General features: G+C 44.3%; 27 protein-coding genes. All 27 read left to right on the top strand.

The window, feature by feature from the left end:
• Positions 1-18 precede the first annotated feature (18 nt).
• The 27 genes from rplB to rpmE all read left to right on the top strand — a co-directional run bounded on the left by rplB (position 19) and on the right by rpmE (position 15,130).
• The gene (gene rplB / locus ACLLO5_RS08035; RefSeq protein ID WP_413174940.1) at positions 19-882 is read left to right on the top strand and encodes a 50S ribosomal protein L2; all 864 of its coding nucleotides are present in this window, start codon (positions 19-21) and stop codon (positions 880-882) included.
• Positions 883-1,024: 142 nt separating this feature from the next.
• Positions 1,025-1,303 (top strand): 30S ribosomal protein S19, encoded by a 279-nt coding sequence (gene rpsS / locus ACLLO5_RS08030; RefSeq protein WP_013191473.1) that lies wholly within the window; start codon positions 1,025-1,027, stop codon positions 1,301-1,303.
• Between the two features lie 52 nt (positions 1,304-1,355).
• Positions 1,356-1,715 (top strand): 50S ribosomal protein L22, encoded by a 360-nt coding sequence (rplV, locus tag ACLLO5_RS08025; RefSeq protein ID WP_413176033.1) that lies wholly within the window; start codon positions 1,356-1,358, stop codon positions 1,713-1,715.
• 55 nt (positions 1,716-1,770) lie between these two features.
• A complete protein-coding gene (rpsC, locus tag ACLLO5_RS08020; RefSeq protein ID WP_013191475.1) occupies positions 1,771-2,526 on the top strand; it encodes a 30S ribosomal protein S3 in 756 nt (251 codons plus the stop codon).
• 86 nt (positions 2,527-2,612) lie between these two features.
• Positions 2,613-3,038, top strand: a complete 426-nt coding sequence (rplP, locus tag ACLLO5_RS08015; RefSeq protein ID WP_413174939.1) for a 50S ribosomal protein L16 — start codon at positions 2,613-2,615, stop codon at positions 3,036-3,038.
• 3 nt (positions 3,039-3,041) lie between these two features.
• Positions 3,042-3,269 (top strand): 50S ribosomal protein L29, encoded by a 228-nt coding sequence (rpmC, locus tag ACLLO5_RS08010; protein ID WP_413174938.1) that lies wholly within the window; start codon positions 3,042-3,044, stop codon positions 3,267-3,269.
• Between the two features lie 6 nt (positions 3,270-3,275).
• Positions 3,276-3,527, top strand: a complete 252-nt coding sequence (gene rpsQ, locus ACLLO5_RS08005; protein ID WP_413174937.1) for a 30S ribosomal protein S17 — start codon at positions 3,276-3,278, stop codon at positions 3,525-3,527.
• Between the two features lie 42 nt (positions 3,528-3,569).
• Positions 3,570-3,938: a 50S ribosomal protein L14 gene (gene rplN / locus ACLLO5_RS08000; protein WP_413174936.1), complete on the top strand. Its 369-nt coding sequence runs from the start codon at positions 3,570-3,572 to the stop codon at positions 3,936-3,938.
• Complete coding sequence (gene rplX / locus ACLLO5_RS07995; RefSeq protein WP_413174935.1) at positions 3,938-4,285, top strand: 50S ribosomal protein L24; 348 nt, start codon at positions 3,938-3,940, stop codon at positions 4,283-4,285. Before rplN ends, rplX begins: the two co-directional genes overlap by 1 nt.
• Before the next feature lie 123 nt (positions 4,286-4,408).
• A complete protein-coding gene (rplE, locus tag ACLLO5_RS07990; protein WP_413174934.1) occupies positions 4,409-4,957 on the top strand; it encodes a 50S ribosomal protein L5 in 549 nt (182 codons plus the stop codon).
• 20 nt (positions 4,958-4,977) lie between these two features.
• Entirely contained in the window at positions 4,978-5,379 is a 402-nt protein-coding gene (gene rpsH, locus ACLLO5_RS07985) for a 30S ribosomal protein S8 (RefSeq protein ID WP_013191482.1), read from the top strand.
• Positions 5,380-5,526: 147 nt separating this feature from the next.
• Positions 5,527-6,075, top strand: coding sequence for a 50S ribosomal protein L6 (gene rplF / locus ACLLO5_RS07980; RefSeq protein ID WP_413174933.1), 549 nt, complete (start codon positions 5,527-5,529; stop codon positions 6,073-6,075).
• Between the two features lie 2 nt (positions 6,076-6,077).
• Complete coding sequence (rplR, locus tag ACLLO5_RS07975) at positions 6,078-6,440, top strand: 50S ribosomal protein L18 (RefSeq protein WP_413174932.1); 363 nt, start codon at positions 6,078-6,080, stop codon at positions 6,438-6,440.
• Positions 6,441-6,559: 119 nt separating this feature from the next.
• On the top strand, positions 6,560-7,084 hold the full coding sequence (gene rpsE, locus ACLLO5_RS07970; RefSeq protein ID WP_413174931.1) for a 30S ribosomal protein S5: 525 nt from the start codon (positions 6,560-6,562) through the stop codon (positions 7,082-7,084).
• 49 nt (positions 7,085-7,133) lie between these two features.
• Positions 7,134-7,577 (top strand): 50S ribosomal protein L15, encoded by a 444-nt coding sequence (gene rplO / locus ACLLO5_RS07965; protein ID WP_413174930.1) that lies wholly within the window; start codon positions 7,134-7,136, stop codon positions 7,575-7,577.
• Between the two features lie 115 nt (positions 7,578-7,692).
• Positions 7,693-9,006, top strand: a complete 1,314-nt coding sequence (gene secY / locus ACLLO5_RS07960; RefSeq protein ID WP_413174929.1) for a preprotein translocase subunit SecY — start codon at positions 7,693-7,695, stop codon at positions 9,004-9,006.
• Positions 9,006-9,560, top strand: a complete 555-nt coding sequence (locus ACLLO5_RS07955; RefSeq protein WP_413174928.1) for an adenylate kinase — start codon at positions 9,006-9,008, stop codon at positions 9,558-9,560. Before secY ends, ACLLO5_RS07955 begins: the two co-directional genes overlap by 1 nt.
• Before the next feature lie 223 nt (positions 9,561-9,783).
• Positions 9,784-10,008 carry a translation initiation factor IF-1 gene (infA, locus tag ACLLO5_RS07950; RefSeq protein WP_006276978.1) on the top strand — a complete coding sequence of 75 codons (225 nt, stop codon included), beginning with the start codon at positions 9,784-9,786 and terminating at the stop codon, positions 10,006-10,008.
• Between the two features lie 115 nt (positions 10,009-10,123).
• Entirely contained in the window at positions 10,124-10,237 is a 114-nt protein-coding gene (gene rpmJ, locus ACLLO5_RS07945; RefSeq protein WP_013191489.1) for a 50S ribosomal protein L36, read from the top strand.
• A 111-nt stretch (positions 10,238-10,348) separates the two neighbouring features.
• A complete protein-coding gene (gene rpsM / locus ACLLO5_RS07940) occupies positions 10,349-10,729 on the top strand; it encodes a 30S ribosomal protein S13 (protein WP_413174927.1) in 381 nt (126 codons plus the stop codon).
• A gap of 54 nt (positions 10,730-10,783) precedes the next feature.
• Positions 10,784-11,179, top strand: coding sequence for a 30S ribosomal protein S11 (gene rpsK / locus ACLLO5_RS07935; protein ID WP_010998331.1), 396 nt, complete (start codon positions 10,784-10,786; stop codon positions 11,177-11,179).
• A gap of 349 nt (positions 11,180-11,528) precedes the next feature.
• Complete coding sequence (locus tag ACLLO5_RS07930; RefSeq protein ID WP_013191492.1) at positions 11,529-12,473, top strand: DNA-directed RNA polymerase subunit alpha; 945 nt, start codon at positions 11,529-11,531, stop codon at positions 12,471-12,473.
• A gap of 33 nt (positions 12,474-12,506) precedes the next feature.
• Positions 12,507-12,857 (top strand): 50S ribosomal protein L17, encoded by a 351-nt coding sequence (gene rplQ, locus ACLLO5_RS07925; protein ID WP_413174926.1) that lies wholly within the window; start codon positions 12,507-12,509, stop codon positions 12,855-12,857.
• Positions 12,858-12,959: 102 nt separating this feature from the next.
• Positions 12,960-13,787: a tRNA pseudouridine(38-40) synthase TruA gene (truA, locus tag ACLLO5_RS07920; RefSeq protein ID WP_413174925.1), complete on the top strand. Its 828-nt coding sequence runs from the start codon at positions 12,960-12,962 to the stop codon at positions 13,785-13,787.
• Between the two features lie 111 nt (positions 13,788-13,898).
• Positions 13,899-14,354, top strand: coding sequence for a 50S ribosomal protein L13 (rplM, locus tag ACLLO5_RS07915; RefSeq protein ID WP_413174924.1), 456 nt, complete (start codon positions 13,899-13,901; stop codon positions 14,352-14,354).
• The gene (gene rpsI, locus ACLLO5_RS07910) at positions 14,354-14,770 is read left to right on the top strand and encodes a 30S ribosomal protein S9 (RefSeq protein WP_413174923.1); all 417 of its coding nucleotides are present in this window, start codon (positions 14,354-14,356) and stop codon (positions 14,768-14,770) included. The genes rplM and rpsI overlap by 1 nt, the downstream gene beginning before the upstream one ends.
• Before the next feature lie 126 nt (positions 14,771-14,896).
• Positions 14,897-15,130, top strand: coding sequence for a 50S ribosomal protein L31 (gene rpmE, locus ACLLO5_RS07905; protein WP_413174922.1), 234 nt, complete (start codon positions 14,897-14,899; stop codon positions 15,128-15,130).
• Positions 15,131-15,154 lie beyond the last annotated feature (24 nt).

Raw genomic sequence — 15,154 nt, 5'->3', positions numbered from 1 at the left:
CGAAATCAAAAATTACTTATGGGTACTCGTTCTTATCGCCCTTATACCCCTAGTACTCGCCAAGTTACAATCTCCGACTTTGCGGAAATCACCAAAACTGAGCCTGAAAAATCACTAACAGAATCAGTACATCGTCCCAAAGGTCGGAACAATCAAGGGCGGATAACCAGCCGTCGTCGGGGAGGCGGACACAAACAACTATACCGGATTATCGACTTTAAGAGAGATAAACGGGATATTGCTGCTACAGTCACAGCAATTGAATACGATCCTAACCGGAATGCGCGAATCGCCCTAGTTCAATATGAAGATGGCGAAAAGCGGTATATTTTACATCCCAATGGCTTGAAAGTCGGCGCAACAATTATTGCTGGCGTTGATGCTCCCTATGAAGATGGTAATGCCTTACCTTTATCTAAAATTCCTTTAGGTACCAACGTTCACAACGTAGAAATGACACCAGGCAAAGGCGGTCAAATTGTCCGTGCTGCTGGTGCAACAGCCCAAGTTGTGGCTAAAGAAGGTAATTATGTAACTCTCAAATTACCTTCTGGTGAAGTTCGCATGATTCGCCGTGAATGCTACGCCACCATTGGCCAAGTAGGCAACACTGATGCGAGAAACCTGAGTGCGGGTAAAGCCGGACGAAACCGCTGGAAAGGTCGTCGTCCCAAGGTTAGAGGTAGCGTCATGAACCCTGTGGATCACCCACATGGTGGTGGTGAAGGTAGAGCGCCCATCGGTAGATCAGGTCCTGTGACACCTTGGGGTAAACCAGCTTTAGGTGCGAAGACACGCAAGCGCAAAAAAGCAAGCACTAAATTAATTGTACGTCGCCGTCGTAAGTCTTCTAAACGCGGTCGCGGTGGTCGTCAGTCTTAGAATTTGAGATTTTAAATTTTGGATTTTAGATCGGGTCTACTTGTAGGCATCGAAAAATTGGGAAACCTCAATCAGAAACCTAAAAATCCAAAATCCAAAATCCGAAATTCTAAATCCAAAATCCAAAATCCAAAATCGAATTATGGGTCGTTCTTTAAAAAAAGGTCCTTTCATTGCTGATCACCTACTCAGCAAAATTGAAAAGCTGAACGCTAAAAACGAAAAACAAGTAATTAAAACTTGGTCGAGAGCTTCGACAATTTTGCCGATGATGGTAGGTCATACCATAGCAGTTCACAATGGTAGACAGCACGTTCCAGTGTTTGTCAATGAACAAATGGTAGGTCACAAGTTGGGAGAATTTGCCCCCACACGCACCTACAGAGGTCATGGGAAAAGTGACAAAAAATCAGGGAGATAGTCATTAGTCATTAGTTATTAGCTAAAGACAAATGGCAAAAACGGAGACAATTATGGCAATTGATACTACAGAAGTTAAGGCGATCGCTCGTTATATCCGCATTTCTCCCTACAAAGTGCGTCGCGTACTCGATCAAATCCGGGGAAGGTCATATCGAGAAGCACTGATCATCCTAGAATTCATGCCCTATCGCGCCTGTGAACCAGTATTAAAGGTACTAAGAAGCGCGGCTGCTAATGCAGAGCATAACGAAGGGTTAGACCGAGGCGAACTAGTTATTACTCAGGCCTATGCCGACCAAGGACCAGTTCTAAAAAGGTTTCAACCCAGAGCGCAGGGTAGAGCTTACCAAATTCGCAAACCAACGTGTCATATAACTGTTGCTGTTGGCGCTGGTAGCACTGGCAAATAACCAAGAGACAGACACAACTAATTGCGTACAGTAAGAAATTTTAGAGGAAGCATTTGTGGGACAGAAAATTCATCCAGTCGGTTTTCGTCTGGGTATTACTCAAGAACATCAATCTCGGTGGTTTGCCGTTCCTGATCGTTATCCAGAACTACTACAAGAAGACCACAAACTTCGTAAATACATAGACCAAAAACTGGGTAGATACGCTCAAAACAACGCTGGTATTTCCGAAGTACGTATTGAGCGCAAAGCTGACCAAATCGACCTAGAAGTCCGGACAGCTAGACCAGGTGTAGTAGTAGGTCGTGGTGGACAAGGTATAGAATCACTCCGTACCGGACTCCAAGAGCTTTTGGGCAGCAATCGCCAAATTCGCATTAACGTAGTTGAAGTTCAACGAGTTGATGCTGATGCTTACCTGATTGCTGAATATATTGCTCAACAATTAGAACGCCGCGTTTCTTTCCGTCGAGTAGTCCGTCAAGCTATTCAACGCGCTCAAAGAGCGGGTGTACAAGGAATAAAAGTTCAAGTCAGTGGTCGGCTCAACGGTGCGGAAATTGCCCGGACAGAGTGGACACGCGAAGGTAGAGTACCTCTGCATACATTACGGGCTGATATTGACTATTCTTACTGTACAGCGCAAACAATTTACGGCATTCTGGGCATCAAAGTTTGGGTCTTCAAGGGAGAAATTATCCCTGGACAGGAAGAAACACCAGCCCAACCAACAACTCGCGAACGCGAACCTCGTCGTCGTCAACAACAACGCCGTCGCCAGCAATTTGAAGATCGATCCAATGAAGCATAGTCGTTAGTCAGTAGTCATAGGTTAGTGGCACAAACTGACAACTGACAACTGACAACTGACAACTGACCACCGACAAATAGCAAACCATGTTAAGTCCTAGAAGAACTAAATTCCGCAAACAACAACGCGGACGAATGGAAGGGCTTGCTACCCGTGGTAGTACCCTGAACTTTGGGGATTTTGCCCTCCAAGCTCAAGAACCAGCTTGGATTACCTCTCGCCAAATAGAGGCTTCTCGTCGGGCAATGACCCGTTATATCCGCCGGGGTGGCAAAATCTGGATTCGCATTTTCCCCGACAAACCTGTCACCATGCGTCCAGCAGAAACCCGGATGGGTTCTGGTAAAGGTAATCCAGAATTTTGGGTAGCAGTAGTCAAACCTGGACGAATTTTATTTGAAATCGCTGGTGTTTCTGAAGAAATAGCTCGTGAAGCCATGCGATTAGCTGCCTATAAGCTACCAATTAAAACTAAGTTTATTGTCCGCTCTCAACCACAGGAGCAGGAGTAGGATATGGCTCTTTCCAAAATTTCAGAAGCTAGAGAATTAAGTGACGAGAAACTGGCTGAAGAAATTGTTGCTATTAAAAGACAACTATTTCAGCTGCGCTTGCAAAAAGCCACTCGACAACTAGAAAAACCCCACCAGTTCAGACACGCCCGCCATCGTTTAGCCCAACTATTAACAGTAGAGGGAGAACGCAGCCGGGTAGCAAGTCAATCGACTAAAGAAGAAAAGTAGGAGATTATGGCAGTCAAAGAACGAGTTGGCTTGGTAGTGAGCGACAAAATGCAAAAAACGGTCGTGGTGGCTGTAGAAAACCGCTCTCCTCACCCCAAGTACGGCAAAATTGTAGTTCGAACCCGGCGCTATAAGGCTCACGATGAAGATAATCACTGCAAAGTGGGCGACCGTGTGCGTATTCAGGAAACTCGACCCCTGAGCAAAACTAAGCGTTGGCAAGTCACAGAAATCCTCAACGCTAAAGCTACAACATAAATAGTTGTTATCAAATTAACAACTCTAACCGGGAGACTAATTGTGATTCAACCCCAGAGCTACCTAAATGTTGCCGATAATAGCGGAGCGCGTAAGTTAATGTGCATCCGTGTATTAGGCGCAGGAAACCGTCGTTATGGCGGTGTGGGCGATAAAATTATCGCCGTTGTTAAAGATGCTCAACCCAACATGGCTGTCAAAAAGTCTGATGTTGTCGAAGCTGTAATTGTTCGTACCAAGAAAAGCATTAATAGAGACAGCGGTATGAGCATTCGTTTTGATGATAACGCCGCAGTTATCATTAACAAAGATGGTAATCCCAGAGGTACACGGGTATTTGGCCCTGTAGCACGGGAATTACGCGATAAAAACTTTACCAAAATAGTTTCTCTCGCGCCGGAGGTGCTGTAATGGCAAAGCCAGAACCCAAAGTTTTTCATAAAATGCACGTCAAAACTGGCGATACTGTACAAGTAATTGCTGGTAAAGATAAAGGTAAAGTTGGTGAAGTAATCAAAGCACTACCCCAACTCAGCAAAGTGCTGGTCAAAGGTGTGAATATTAAAACTAAGCACGTTAAACCTCAGCAAGAAGGTGAATCTGGGAAAATCGTCTCTCAGGAGTTTCCCATTCATAGCTCTAACGTGATGCTCTATTCCACCAAGCAAAACGTCGCTAGTCGTGTTTGCTACACTTTCACAGCCGAAGGGAAGAAAGTGAGAATGCTCAAAAAAACAGGCGAGATTTTAGACAAATAACCCGTAAATAGGGTGAGATTTTAGATTTGAATAGATTTAGATATTTTTAATTCAAAATCCAAAATCTAAAATCCAAAATCTAAAATTCCCTGACCAAGACCAGGGATAATCAGGACAAAAACTATGGCGACAACCAGACTCAAAAATTTATACCAAGAGACAATTGTCCCCAAGCTAACGCAACAGTTTCAATATACCAACGTTCATCAAGTACCGAAGGTAATAAAAATAACTGTTAACCGGGGTTTGGGAGAAGCGGCTCAAAATGCGAAAGCATTAGAAGCTTCTTTAAACGAAATTGCACTGATTACTGGTCAAAAACCAGTAGTGACAAGGGCAAAAAAGGCGATCGCAGGCTTCAAAATTCGTCAAGGTATGCCAGTTGGCATCATGGTGACTCTCAGAGGCGAACGTATGTATGCCTTTCTCGACCGATTGGTTAGCCTGGCACTGCCCAGAATCCGCGATTTTCGCGGTGTTAGTCCCAAAAGCTTTGACGGGCGGGGTAACTACACTCTGGGTGTACGAGAACAGCTAATTTTTCCAGAAGTTGAGTACGACAGCATCGATCAAATCCGTGGTCTTGATATTTCAATTATCACCACAGCAAAAAATGACGAAGAGGGTCGTGCCTTACTAAAAGAAATGGGAATGCCCTTTCGCGATCAATAAGTTCATCTAAAGAGGGAACGATGGCGGCTAACGACACAATTGCAGATATGCTGACGCGCATCCGCAATGCTAATCTGGCAAGGCATCAAACTACACAAGTGCCAGCAACAAAAATGACTCGCAATATCGCTAAAGTCCTTCAGGATGAAGGCTTTATTGCTGAATTTTCCGAATCTGGAGAAGGGATTAAACAAAATCTGGTGATTTCCTTGAAATATAAGGGTAAAAATCGTCAGCCCCTGATCACAGCCTTGAAACGAGTGAGTAAACCTGGTTTGCGTGTTTACTCCAATCGCAAAGAATTACCAAGAGTGCTAGGTGGTATCGGTATTGCCATTATTTCTACATCCAGTGGAATCATGACTGACCGCGAAGCGCGTCGTCAGAATTTGGGTGGTGAAGTGCTTTGCTACGTTTGGTAAGAAATGGAGTATGGATGCGCCACGCTCCGCTATCAGGAGTTAAGGAGTTCAGGAGTATGGCTAACGCTACGCTATCAGAATTTTTAGGGGTTATTAACCAAAACTCATCACTCGCAACTCATAACTGACAAAGGACAAAATTAAGTCATGTCTCGTATTGGTAAACGTCCAATTACTGTTCCCGCTAAAGTACAAGTAGCGATTGATGGCACTAAGGTAGTAGTGAAAGGTCCTAAAGGAGAACTTTCTCGCAATCTACCTGCTCATGTCACAGTCTCCCAAGAAGGGGAAACATTACTGGTAACTCGTCGTGATGATACTCGTACTTCCAGGCAGATGCATGGTTTAAGCCGCACCTTAGTGGCCAACATGGTGGAAGGAGTTTCCCAAGGTTTTCAACGTCGTTTGGAAATTCAAGGGGTTGGTTATCGCGCCCAAGTTCAAGGCCGTAACCTAGTTTTGAATATGGGTTATAGCCATCAGGTGCAAATTGAGCCACCTGACGGAATTCAGTTTGCAGTGGAAGGTACTACTAATGTCATTGTCACTGGCTATGACAAAGAAATTGTAGGTAACACAGCAGCTAAAATTCGTGCCGTTCGTCCACCAGAACCTTATAAGGGTAAAGGTATTCGCTATGCCGGTGAAGTGGTCAGACGGAAAGCTGGTAAGACTGGTGGTAAAGGTAAGAAGTAAACATGAAACTTACTCGTAGAGAATCAAAAAATCGTCGTCATCGACGCGTGCGTGGTAAAGTCAGTGGTTCACCAGAACGCCCACGCCTAGCTGTATTCCGATCTAATGAGCATATTTATGCTCAGATTATTGACGATACGCAACATCAAACCCTCGTGGCAGCATCCACCGTAGAACCAGAGTTGAAATCTAATTTAGCTTCTGGGGCTAACTGTGATGCTTCAGCGCAAGTTGGTAAGTTGATCGCAGTGCGCTCATTAGAAAAAGGCATTACTAAAGTCGTATTCGATCGCGGTGGTAACCTCTATCATGGTCGCATTAAAGCACTAGCTGAAGCAGCACGCGAAGCTGGTTTAGATTTCTAAAGTCATCTGTCAGGGAACAGGGAACAGGGAACAGGGAACAGTAATCACTGAAAACTCGCAACTGGTAACTGGCAACTGACTAATGACTCGTGACAACTGACGTTGAGAGAACATTGATTATGGCAACGGGTCGTCGTAAAGCAAACCGAGCAAAGAAAGAAGAAACTAACTGGCAAGAGCGAGTAATCCAAATCCGCCGTGTTAGTAAAGTTGTTAAAGGTGGTAAAAAACTCAGCTTCCGGGCGATTGTGGTCGTTGGTAACGAACGCGGTCAAGTCGGTGTGGGAGTAGGTAAAGCCTCTGATGTCATTGGCGCAGTGAAAAAAGGTGTCGCTGACGGCAAAAAGCATCTCATTGATATTCCCATTACCAAATCCAATTCCATACCTCATCCCATTGATGGTATAGGTGGTGGTGCTAAGGTGATGATGCGACCAGCTGCACCAGGTACAGGGGTAATCGCTGGTGGCGCAGTTCGGACTGTATTAGAGTTGGCAGGAGTTCGTAACGTTCTCGCCAAGCAACTTGGATCTAATAATCCTCTGAATAATGCTAGAGCAGCAGTTAATGCCCTATCTACCCTGCGGACATTTGCTGAAGTAGCTGAAGATCGTGGCATTGCGATCGAGAAACTCTACATCTAGTAGATGAGATTCTTTTTAAGAATTAGTGTAAAAAACTACTAATCACAACATGAGACTCAACGATGTTAAGCCTCAAAAAGGCTCAAAAAAACGCCGCAAGCGTGTAGGTAGAGGTATTTCTGCCGGTCAAGGTGCTAGTGCTGGTTTAGGGATGCGGGGACAAAAATCCCGTTCTGGTAGCGGTACTAGACCTGGGTTTGAAGGTGGTCAACAGCCATTGTACCGCCGAGTACCGAAGTTGAAGGGTTTCCCCGTCGTTAATCGTAAAATTTACACTACGATTAATGTAGAGAAGCTAACCTCCTTACCAGCTAACACAGAAGTAACTTTAGCGTCTTTAAAAGAAGCAGGTATTCTTACTGCTGTTAAAGGTCCGTTGAAAGTTTTGGGCAATGGGGAATTGAATGTTCCTCTCAAGGTGCAAGCAGCAGCTTTCACTGGACAAGCTCGTATCAAAATTGAGGCGGCTGGTGGGAGTTGCGAAGTTCTATGAAGAATGAAGGATGAAGGATGAAGGATAAAAAATGAATAACTTAATACTTCAAATTTCACACTTCAGACTTCATATTCTTCACGATTCAGACTTCATACTTCAAAGGTAGAACTCTATGATCAGTCGAGACAAAGCCCCAACGGCTCAAGAAACTTTTATGCAGATGGCACAAGCAGCCGGACTCAGAGGTAGGTTGCTTGTTACAGTCGGTATTTTAATTTTGGTTCGCCTGGGTATATTTTTACCAGTCCCAGGAATTGACCGTGCGAGATTTGCCGAAGCTATATCGGGTAATAATTCCATATTCGGTTTATTGGATATATTTTCGGGACGGGGACTTTCTACTTTAGGCGTATTTGCCTTGGGGATTTTGCCGTTTATTAATGCGTCCATTATTATCCAATTGTTGACCGCTGCTATTCCTTCTTTAGAAAATTTACAGAAAAATGAAGGTGAAGCAGGTCGTCGCCAAATATCGCAAATTACCCGTTATGTGACTGTAGGCTGGGCAATTATTCAAAGTGTGGCTTTTTCGGCATTATTCCTCCAACAATTTGCTTTAAACCCAGGCCCAATATTTGTAGCGGAAACTGCGATCGCTCTTACTGCTGGTTCTATGTTTGTCATGTGGGCATCAGAACTAATCACAGAACGGGGTATTGGTAATGGTGCATCTTTGTTGATTTTTGTCAATATTGTGGCATCTCTACCAAAATCATTGGGTGACACCATCGACTTGGTACAAGTGGGCGGAAGAGAAATAGTTGGTCGCGTCATTGTCCTGGTATTGGTGTTCTTAGCAACCATTATTGGGATTGTGTTTGTTCAGGAAGGAATGCGCCGTATCCCTATTATTTCCGCTCGTCGTCAAGTTGGTCGGCGAGTTTTGGCAGAGCAACGCAGCTTTTTACCATTGCGGCTGAATCAAGGTGGCGTAATGCCTATTATTTTTGCTGCGGCTATCCTCAGTTTGCCACTACTAGTTGCCAATTTCACTAAAAATGCTGATTTGGCCAATATAGTTAACACTTACCTGAGTCCTAGCGGTTCTGGATCTTGGGTCTATGCTTTGGTATACATGATTTCTATTGTCTTCTTCAGCTACTTCTATTCTTCGTTGATTCTCAACCCGGTAGATGTAGCCCAGAATTTGAAGAAAATGGGTTCGAGTATTCCCGGTATTCGCCCTGGTAAGGCTACCAGTGAGTACATTGAGCGTGTCAGCAGCAGGCTAACTTTTTTAGGCGCACTCTTTTTGGGTTTAGTGGCAATTATACCTACTGCTGTAGAAAGCACTTTAAATGTACCAACTTTTAGAGGTTTGGGTGCAACCTCGTTATTAATTTTAGTTGGTGTGGCGATTGATACCGCAAGGCAAATCCAAACCTACGTTATCTCTCAACGCTATGAAGGAATGGTGAAACAATAGTGACGCGATTAATCTTCTTGGGACCGCCAGGTGCTGGTAAAGGAACTCAGGCTAAAACCTTGGCTGAATTTTTGCATATTCCCCATATTTCCACAGGTGATATTTTACGGCAAGCTATTAAAGACCAAACGCCTTTGGGTATCAAAGCACAAGGTTATATGGATAAGGGCGAGTTAGTTCCTGATCAACTTGTGGAAGATTTGGTTAAAGAACGTCTTAATCAATCAGATGCTCAAAATGGCTGGATTTTAGATGGCTTTCCTCGTAAAGTAACCCAAGCGGCTTTTTTGGAGGAATTATTGACCACCATAGGACAGGGTGGCGAAAAAGTAGTCAACTTGGATGCACCAGATGAAACTGTTATCTCTAGGTTGCTGGGACGCGGAAGGAAAGACGATAGCGAAGACGTGATTCGTCGTCGTTTAGAAGTCTACCGTGAAGAAACTGCACCCTTGATTGATTACTATGGCGATCGCCGTAAACTCCTGACAGTTAACGGTAATCAGTCTCCAGAAGAAGTCACCACCGAATTACAAAATCTCATAGCTTCTTAAGGGGACAGTAGGGGGAAGCAGAGGATCAATGGAGATAAGGCAAACAAAGGTAAATATTTATCTTTCTTTTACCAATCCCCAGTTCCCAGTCCCCAGTCCCCAGTCCTTAATCCCTTTTAGCTAAGATATATTAATAAACTGTTGATATATTTCGCAAATTGTGTTTTCGTGCCAATTGTATCTGTGGCAAGGGAACAATAAATTATTGAGTTGAGGAAAAAACTTGTCTAAACAAGATTTGATTGAAATGGAAGGAACTGTCACCGAATCATTGCCCAATGCGATGTTTCGAGTGGATCTGGACAACGGATTTAACGTCCTAGCACACATTTCCGGCAAAATTCGCCGTAATTACATCAAAATTTTACCTGGCGATCGCGTCAAAGTGGAGTTAACTCCCTACGACCTCACAAAAGGTAGAATTACCTACCGACTACGGAAGAAGTAAATTTATGTCCAAAATCCTACCATAAACCAGATTTTTTGGGGATTCCCCATTTACTTAACTGAATTATTTTCTCTAGAAATGCTATAATTTACTATTTGGAGTCAAGTAGAAAGGCATGAAAGTCAGAGCCTCAGTCAAGAAAATTTGTGAAAAATGTAACGTGATCAAACGCCGTGGTCGCGTCATGGTAATTTGTGAAAACCCCAAGCACAAGCAACGTCAGGGATAAATACTCTAACTACTACAGCTTGGTGCAGACTAATTCACCACCAGAAACCAAGGACGCGATTAATCACGTTTTGGCAATTGCGATTAAGAACAAAAGAGGGAGATATTCATTGTGGCACGGATTTCCGGAGTAGACCTTCCCCGCGATAAACGCATCGAGATTGGTCTAACTTACATTTACGGAATTGGGTTATCAAGGTCGCAAGAAATCCTAGCGGCAACAGGTGTGAACCCAGACACCCGCGTTAAAGACCTAAGTGATGCTGATATAGCTGCTCTGCGAGGAGAAATTGAAAGCAATTATCAAGTTGAAGGTGACTTGCGCCGCTTAGAGGCGATGAACATCAAGCGCCTCGTTGATATTGGCTGTTATCGAGGCCGTCGTCATCGTATGGGCTTACCCGTCAGAGGACAAAGAACCCGCACCAATGCTAGAACCCGACGTGGGAGAAGGCAGACAGTGGCAGGTAAGAAGAAAGCCCCTGGCAAATAAAGTTTTTTTGCTTGCTAATGTAAGCACTTTTTACCCCAAATTCACTAAACAAATATGGCGAGACAACCAACAAAAAAATCCGGGAGCAAAAAGCAAAAACGGAACGTACCTAACGGTATGGCCTACATTCAGTCTACTTTCAACAATAGCATTGTCACCATCACCGATCAAAATGGAGATGTCATCTCCTGGGCTAGTGCTGGTTCTAGCGGATTTAAAGGCGCAAAAAAAGGAACTCCCTTTGCCGCCCAAACTGCCGCTGAAAGTGCAGCCCGTCGAGCCATTGATCAAGGGATGCGTCAAATTGAAGTGATGGTTAGTGGTCCCGGTGCAGGAAGAGAAACTGCTATTCGCGCACTGCAAGGAGCAGGATTGGAAATTACCCTAATTCGGGATATTACCCCCATCCCTCACAATGGTTGCCGTCCACCTAAGCGTCGTCGCGTTTAGACAAAACCTGTTGAGCGATGAAAGTGGAAAATTAAAGCTAAGGTAAAACACCTGTAATGCCATCTAGGTCATATAAAATCTAAACTGCTTTTGCACGGTGAATGCTGGTAAACTTTAGAACCCTTGCGTGATGAAAAAACACGTCAGCTCTTCCCATCGGGAGGGCTGCTCAACCTTAGAAAATACTCCAAATTATCAGTGCCTGCGGTACTGAAATTCGGGATCTAAACTTTACCAACTTTAAAATATTGGCAGTTTGATCAACCTTAACAACAGATCAGGCAATAAAGTAAATTCGAGAGGCAATTTATTTGCCTGCTAGCAGCACCTTAACAAGGGAGGCTACTCCGTGGCGCAGTTTCAAATTGAATGTGTAGAGTCTAATACAGAGGAAAGTCGGAGTCATTACAGTAAATTTGTTCTTGAGCCTCTAGAACGTGGTCAAGGAATAACAGTAGGCAACGCGCTGCGGCGGGTTTTACTTTCTAATTTAGAGGGTACAGCAGTTACAGCAGTGCGTATTGACGGTGTTAGTCACGAATTTGCCACAGTTCCAGGTGTGCGAGAAGACGTGCTGGAAATCCTGATGCGAATGAAGGAAGTCATACTCAAAAACTATTCTTCTCAGCCTCAGATTGGTCGGTTACTCGTTAACGGACCAGTAACAGTCACTGCGGCACATTTTGATTTACCCAGTGAAGTAGAAGTCATTGACCCAACCCAGTATGTAGCTACCATAGCAGACGGCGGCAAACTGGAAATGGAATTTCGGATTGAGAGAGGTAAAGGATATCGCACTGTAGAGAGGGGAAGAGAAGAAGCTACATCTTTGGACTTTCTCCAGATCGACTCTGTGTTTATGCCAGTGCGAAAAGTCAACTATAGCGTTGAAGAAGCTCGTGGGGATGGATCGCTCAAAGATAGACTGCTGTTAGAAGTTTGGACTAATGGTAGTATTTCTCCTCAAGAAGCACTATCCTCAGCAGCTGGAATTTTGGTAGATTTATTCAACCCCTTGAAAGATATCTCCCTGGAACCAACAGATACAGGTTCAGATATTCCAGACGATCCAACTGCTCAAATTCCCATTGAAGAATTGCAACTTTCTGTCCGAGCTTATAACTGTCTCAAACGAGCGCAAGTTAACTCTGTGGCAGATTTGTTGGATTACACCCAAGAAGACCTCCTAGAAATTAAAAACTTTGGTCAAAAGTCAGCGGAAGAGGTAGTGGAAGCTTTACAGCGACGCTTAGGCATTACCCTACCGCAAGAAAGAGGTTCTGCTCCAACCTAAGCCACAATCGTTAACAACAAGTAGTCCATTATTATGCGTCACCGTTGTCGAGTCAAAAAACTCAGTAAACCAGCTGACCAGCGCCGCGCTCTATTGCGATCGCTAACCACAGAGCTAATCCGTCATGGTCGAATTACTACAACTTTAATTCGTGCTAAAGTGCTACGTAGTGAAGTTGATAAAATGATTACTCTAGCTAAAAACGGCTCCTTGCCAGCACGTCGGGCTGCACTAGGCTATATGTACGACAAAGCACTGGTTCATGCTCTATTTGAGCAAGCTCCCACTCGGTATGCTAACCGCCAAGGGGGTTATACTCGTATTTTGCATACAGTTCCACGTCGTGGCGACAACGCGGAAATGGCGATTATCGAACTAGTTTAAAGTCAAAAGGGAATAGGGAATAGGGAATAGGAAAGATATAAATTAAACATTATAGAACTATTGCCTTTTGCCTTTTGCCTCTTGCCTTTTATCAAACCCAGTATGTTAGAAAGCCGCCAGCCTACACCAACTTATCGAGTCGCCTTGGTTATTCAATACCAAGGAACTCATTTTCATGGCTGGCAACGGCAATCATCCCAGCGAACCGTCCAGGAAGAAATAGAAACAGCTATAGCTACTGTTCTGGGGTATCATGTCACACTCCATGGTGCAGGAAGAACCGATGCCGGAGTTCATGCAGCGGCTCAAATAGCTCATTTTGACGCTACCGGTTTTATTCCCGCACACAAGTGGGCAACAGTTCTAAACAGTTATCTACCGCCGGATATATTAATCCGAGCTTCTGCCGGTGTAAATGACCGTTGGCACGCTCGTTTTAGTGCAGTTTCTCGACGTTATCGCTACACAATATACACTGAAGCTTTACCGAACTTGTTCGTAAATCCCTTCAGTTGGCATTATTATTATGCGCCCTTGGATGAATCTGTAATCCAAGCTGCCCTTAAACCTCTGCTGGGAAAACATCATTTAGCTGCTTTTCATCGTGCAGGATCAGCCAGATCACATTCCTGGGTAGAAGTACAAGTGGCCGAGTGTCATCGTATTGGGCCATTTATCCATATTGAAATTCAGGCAAATGGATTTTTGTATGGGATGGTGCGGCTTTTAGTCGGGATGCTAGTACAGGTAGGTTCTGGACAAGTGACACTCGATAATTTCACTGAAATCTGGAAAGAAGAACGCCGGGAAAAAGTGAAATATGCCGCGCCTCCCCAAGGCTTATGCTTGTTGCGAGTAGAGTATCCAGATTTTCCTTTTCCCAAAGAAATTTGGTACGACACCCAACCATATTTAGTGTTTGGTCATTAGTAACAGGGAACAGGGAATAGGGAATAGGAAAAACATCAATTAAAAAATTCTTGCCTCTAGCCTCTAGTCTTCTTCTGATGACCAAGAAAAGAAAACAAAGGACAAATAACAATGAGTAGTAAAACTTACCTTCCTCCTCAAGCATCTCTTGAGCGTGACTGGTACGTAGTAGATGCCACCGATAAACGCCTTGGCCGCTTGGCCAGCGAAATTGCTATGGTTCTAAGGGGTAAAAGAAAAGCTGAATATACTCCCCACTTAGACACAGGTGATTTTGTTGTTGTCATCAACGCGGAAAAAGTAGCGGTGACAGGCAAAAAACGCACCCAAAAAGTTTACCGTCGCCATTCTGGTCGTCCTGGTGGGATGAAAACAGAGACCTTTGCTAAATTGCAACAGCGCCTACCAGAACGGATTTTAGAACACGCTGTTAAAGGTATGCTGCCCAAGAACAGCTTAGGTAAGCAATTATTTACCAAATTGAAAGTTTACGCTGGGCCTACTCATCCCCATGAGGCTCAAAAACCTAAAGAACTAATAGTTAATACAATTCCTGGAGAAAACTAATGCAAGTAGCAGAAGCTAATAGCGGTCGCGCCGTTTACTGGGGTACTGGTCGCCGTAAATCAGCAGTAGCACGGGTACGCCTGGTTCCCGGCGAAGGTAAGTTTGTGGTTAATGGCAAAGATGGAGAGTTATACTTCCAATTCAATGCTAATTACCTTGGAGCTATCAAAGCGCCCCTAGAAACTTTGGGACTGGAAAGCGAATATGACATTCTGGTGAAAGCAGAAGGTGGTGGTTTGACAGGACAAGCAGATTCTATTCGCTTGGGTGTAGCCCGTGCCTTGTGTCAACTAGATCCAGATAATCGTTCACCTTTGAAAATTGAAGGTTATCTGACTCGTGACCCACGAGCTAAAGAACGGAAAAAATACGGTTTACACAAAGCGCGGAAAGCACCTCAATACTCCAAGCGATAAGGCAGAAGGCAGGAGGCAGAAGGCAGGAGGCAGGAGTTATACCAGCTTTTACCCAGTCCCCAGTCCTCAGTCCTCAGTCGCCAATCCTAGTTATAATTTTGATAGAAAAACACCACAAAAGGAACAATGGCTAAACCTGATATTCATCCCCAGTGGTATCCAGAGGCTAAGGTCTACTGCAACGGTCAAGTTGTGATGACTATCGGCTCTACTAAACCCGAACTTCACGTAGATGTTTGGTCTGGAAACCACCCGTTTTACACTGGTACACAGAAAATTATTGATGCTGAGGGTCGAGTTGAACGCTTCCTCCGCAAATACGGTATGTCTGGCGAGCAGAGCAGCAAAAACAAAAAGTAGCCGGTTGGCTGTAGCTGTTAACGA

Origin of the sequence: Anabaena azotica SJ-1 (assembly GCF_047275885.1) — a bacterium.
Taxonomy (GTDB): domain Bacteria; phylum Cyanobacteriota; class Cyanobacteriia; order Cyanobacteriales; family Nostocaceae; genus Trichormus_B; species Trichormus_B azotica_A.
Note: the sequence above shows the minus strand (reverse complement) of the source record. Positions and strands in the feature narration are given on the sequence as shown.

Bases quoted from the DNA above. Each gene is read 5' to 3' on its own strand.
- rplB (WP_413174940.1), top strand. From the start codon at position 19: ATGGGTACTCGTTCTTATCGCCCTTATACCCCTAGTACTCGCCAAGTT.
- rpsS (WP_013191473.1), top strand. From the start codon at position 1,025: ATGGGTCGTTCTTTAAAAAAAGGTCCTTTCATTGCTGATCACCTACTC.
- rplV (WP_413176033.1), top strand. From the start codon at position 1,356: ATGGCAATTGATACTACAGAAGTTAAGGCGATCGCTCGTTATATCCGC.
- rplP (WP_413174939.1), top strand. From the start codon at position 2,613: ATGTTAAGTCCTAGAAGAACTAAATTCCGCAAACAACAACGCGGACGA.
- rpmC (WP_413174938.1), top strand. From the start codon at position 3,042: ATGGCTCTTTCCAAAATTTCAGAAGCTAGAGAATTAAGTGACGAGAAA.
- rpsQ (WP_413174937.1), top strand. From the start codon at position 3,276: ATGGCAGTCAAAGAACGAGTTGGCTTGGTAGTGAGCGACAAAATGCAA.
- rplX (WP_413174935.1), top strand. From the start codon at position 3,938: ATGGCAAAGCCAGAACCCAAAGTTTTTCATAAAATGCACGTCAAAACT.
- rplE (WP_413174934.1), top strand. From the start codon at position 4,409: ATGGCGACAACCAGACTCAAAAATTTATACCAAGAGACAATTGTCCCC.
- rpsH (WP_013191482.1), top strand. From the start codon at position 4,978: ATGGCGGCTAACGACACAATTGCAGATATGCTGACGCGCATCCGCAAT.
- rplF (WP_413174933.1), top strand. From the start codon at position 5,527: ATGTCTCGTATTGGTAAACGTCCAATTACTGTTCCCGCTAAAGTACAA.
- rplR (WP_413174932.1), top strand. From the start codon at position 6,078: ATGAAACTTACTCGTAGAGAATCAAAAAATCGTCGTCATCGACGCGTG.
- rpsE (WP_413174931.1), top strand. From the start codon at position 6,560: ATGGCAACGGGTCGTCGTAAAGCAAACCGAGCAAAGAAAGAAGAAACT.
- rplO (WP_413174930.1), top strand. From the start codon at position 7,134: ATGAGACTCAACGATGTTAAGCCTCAAAAAGGCTCAAAAAAACGCCGC.
- secY (WP_413174929.1), top strand. From the start codon at position 7,693: ATGATCAGTCGAGACAAAGCCCCAACGGCTCAAGAAACTTTTATGCAG.
- rpmJ (WP_013191489.1), top strand. From the start codon at position 10,124: ATGAAAGTCAGAGCCTCAGTCAAGAAAATTTGTGAAAAATGTAACGTG.
- rpsK (WP_010998331.1), top strand. From the start codon at position 10,784: ATGGCGAGACAACCAACAAAAAAATCCGGGAGCAAAAAGCAAAAACGG.
- rplQ (WP_413174926.1), top strand. From the start codon at position 12,507: ATGCGTCACCGTTGTCGAGTCAAAAAACTCAGTAAACCAGCTGACCAG.
- truA (WP_413174925.1), top strand. From the start codon at position 12,960: ATGTTAGAAAGCCGCCAGCCTACACCAACTTATCGAGTCGCCTTGGTT.
- rplM (WP_413174924.1), top strand. From the start codon at position 13,899: ATGAGTAGTAAAACTTACCTTCCTCCTCAAGCATCTCTTGAGCGTGAC.
- rpsI (WP_413174923.1), top strand. From the start codon at position 14,354: ATGCAAGTAGCAGAAGCTAATAGCGGTCGCGCCGTTTACTGGGGTACT.
- rpmE (WP_413174922.1), top strand. From the start codon at position 14,897: ATGGCTAAACCTGATATTCATCCCCAGTGGTATCCAGAGGCTAAGGTC.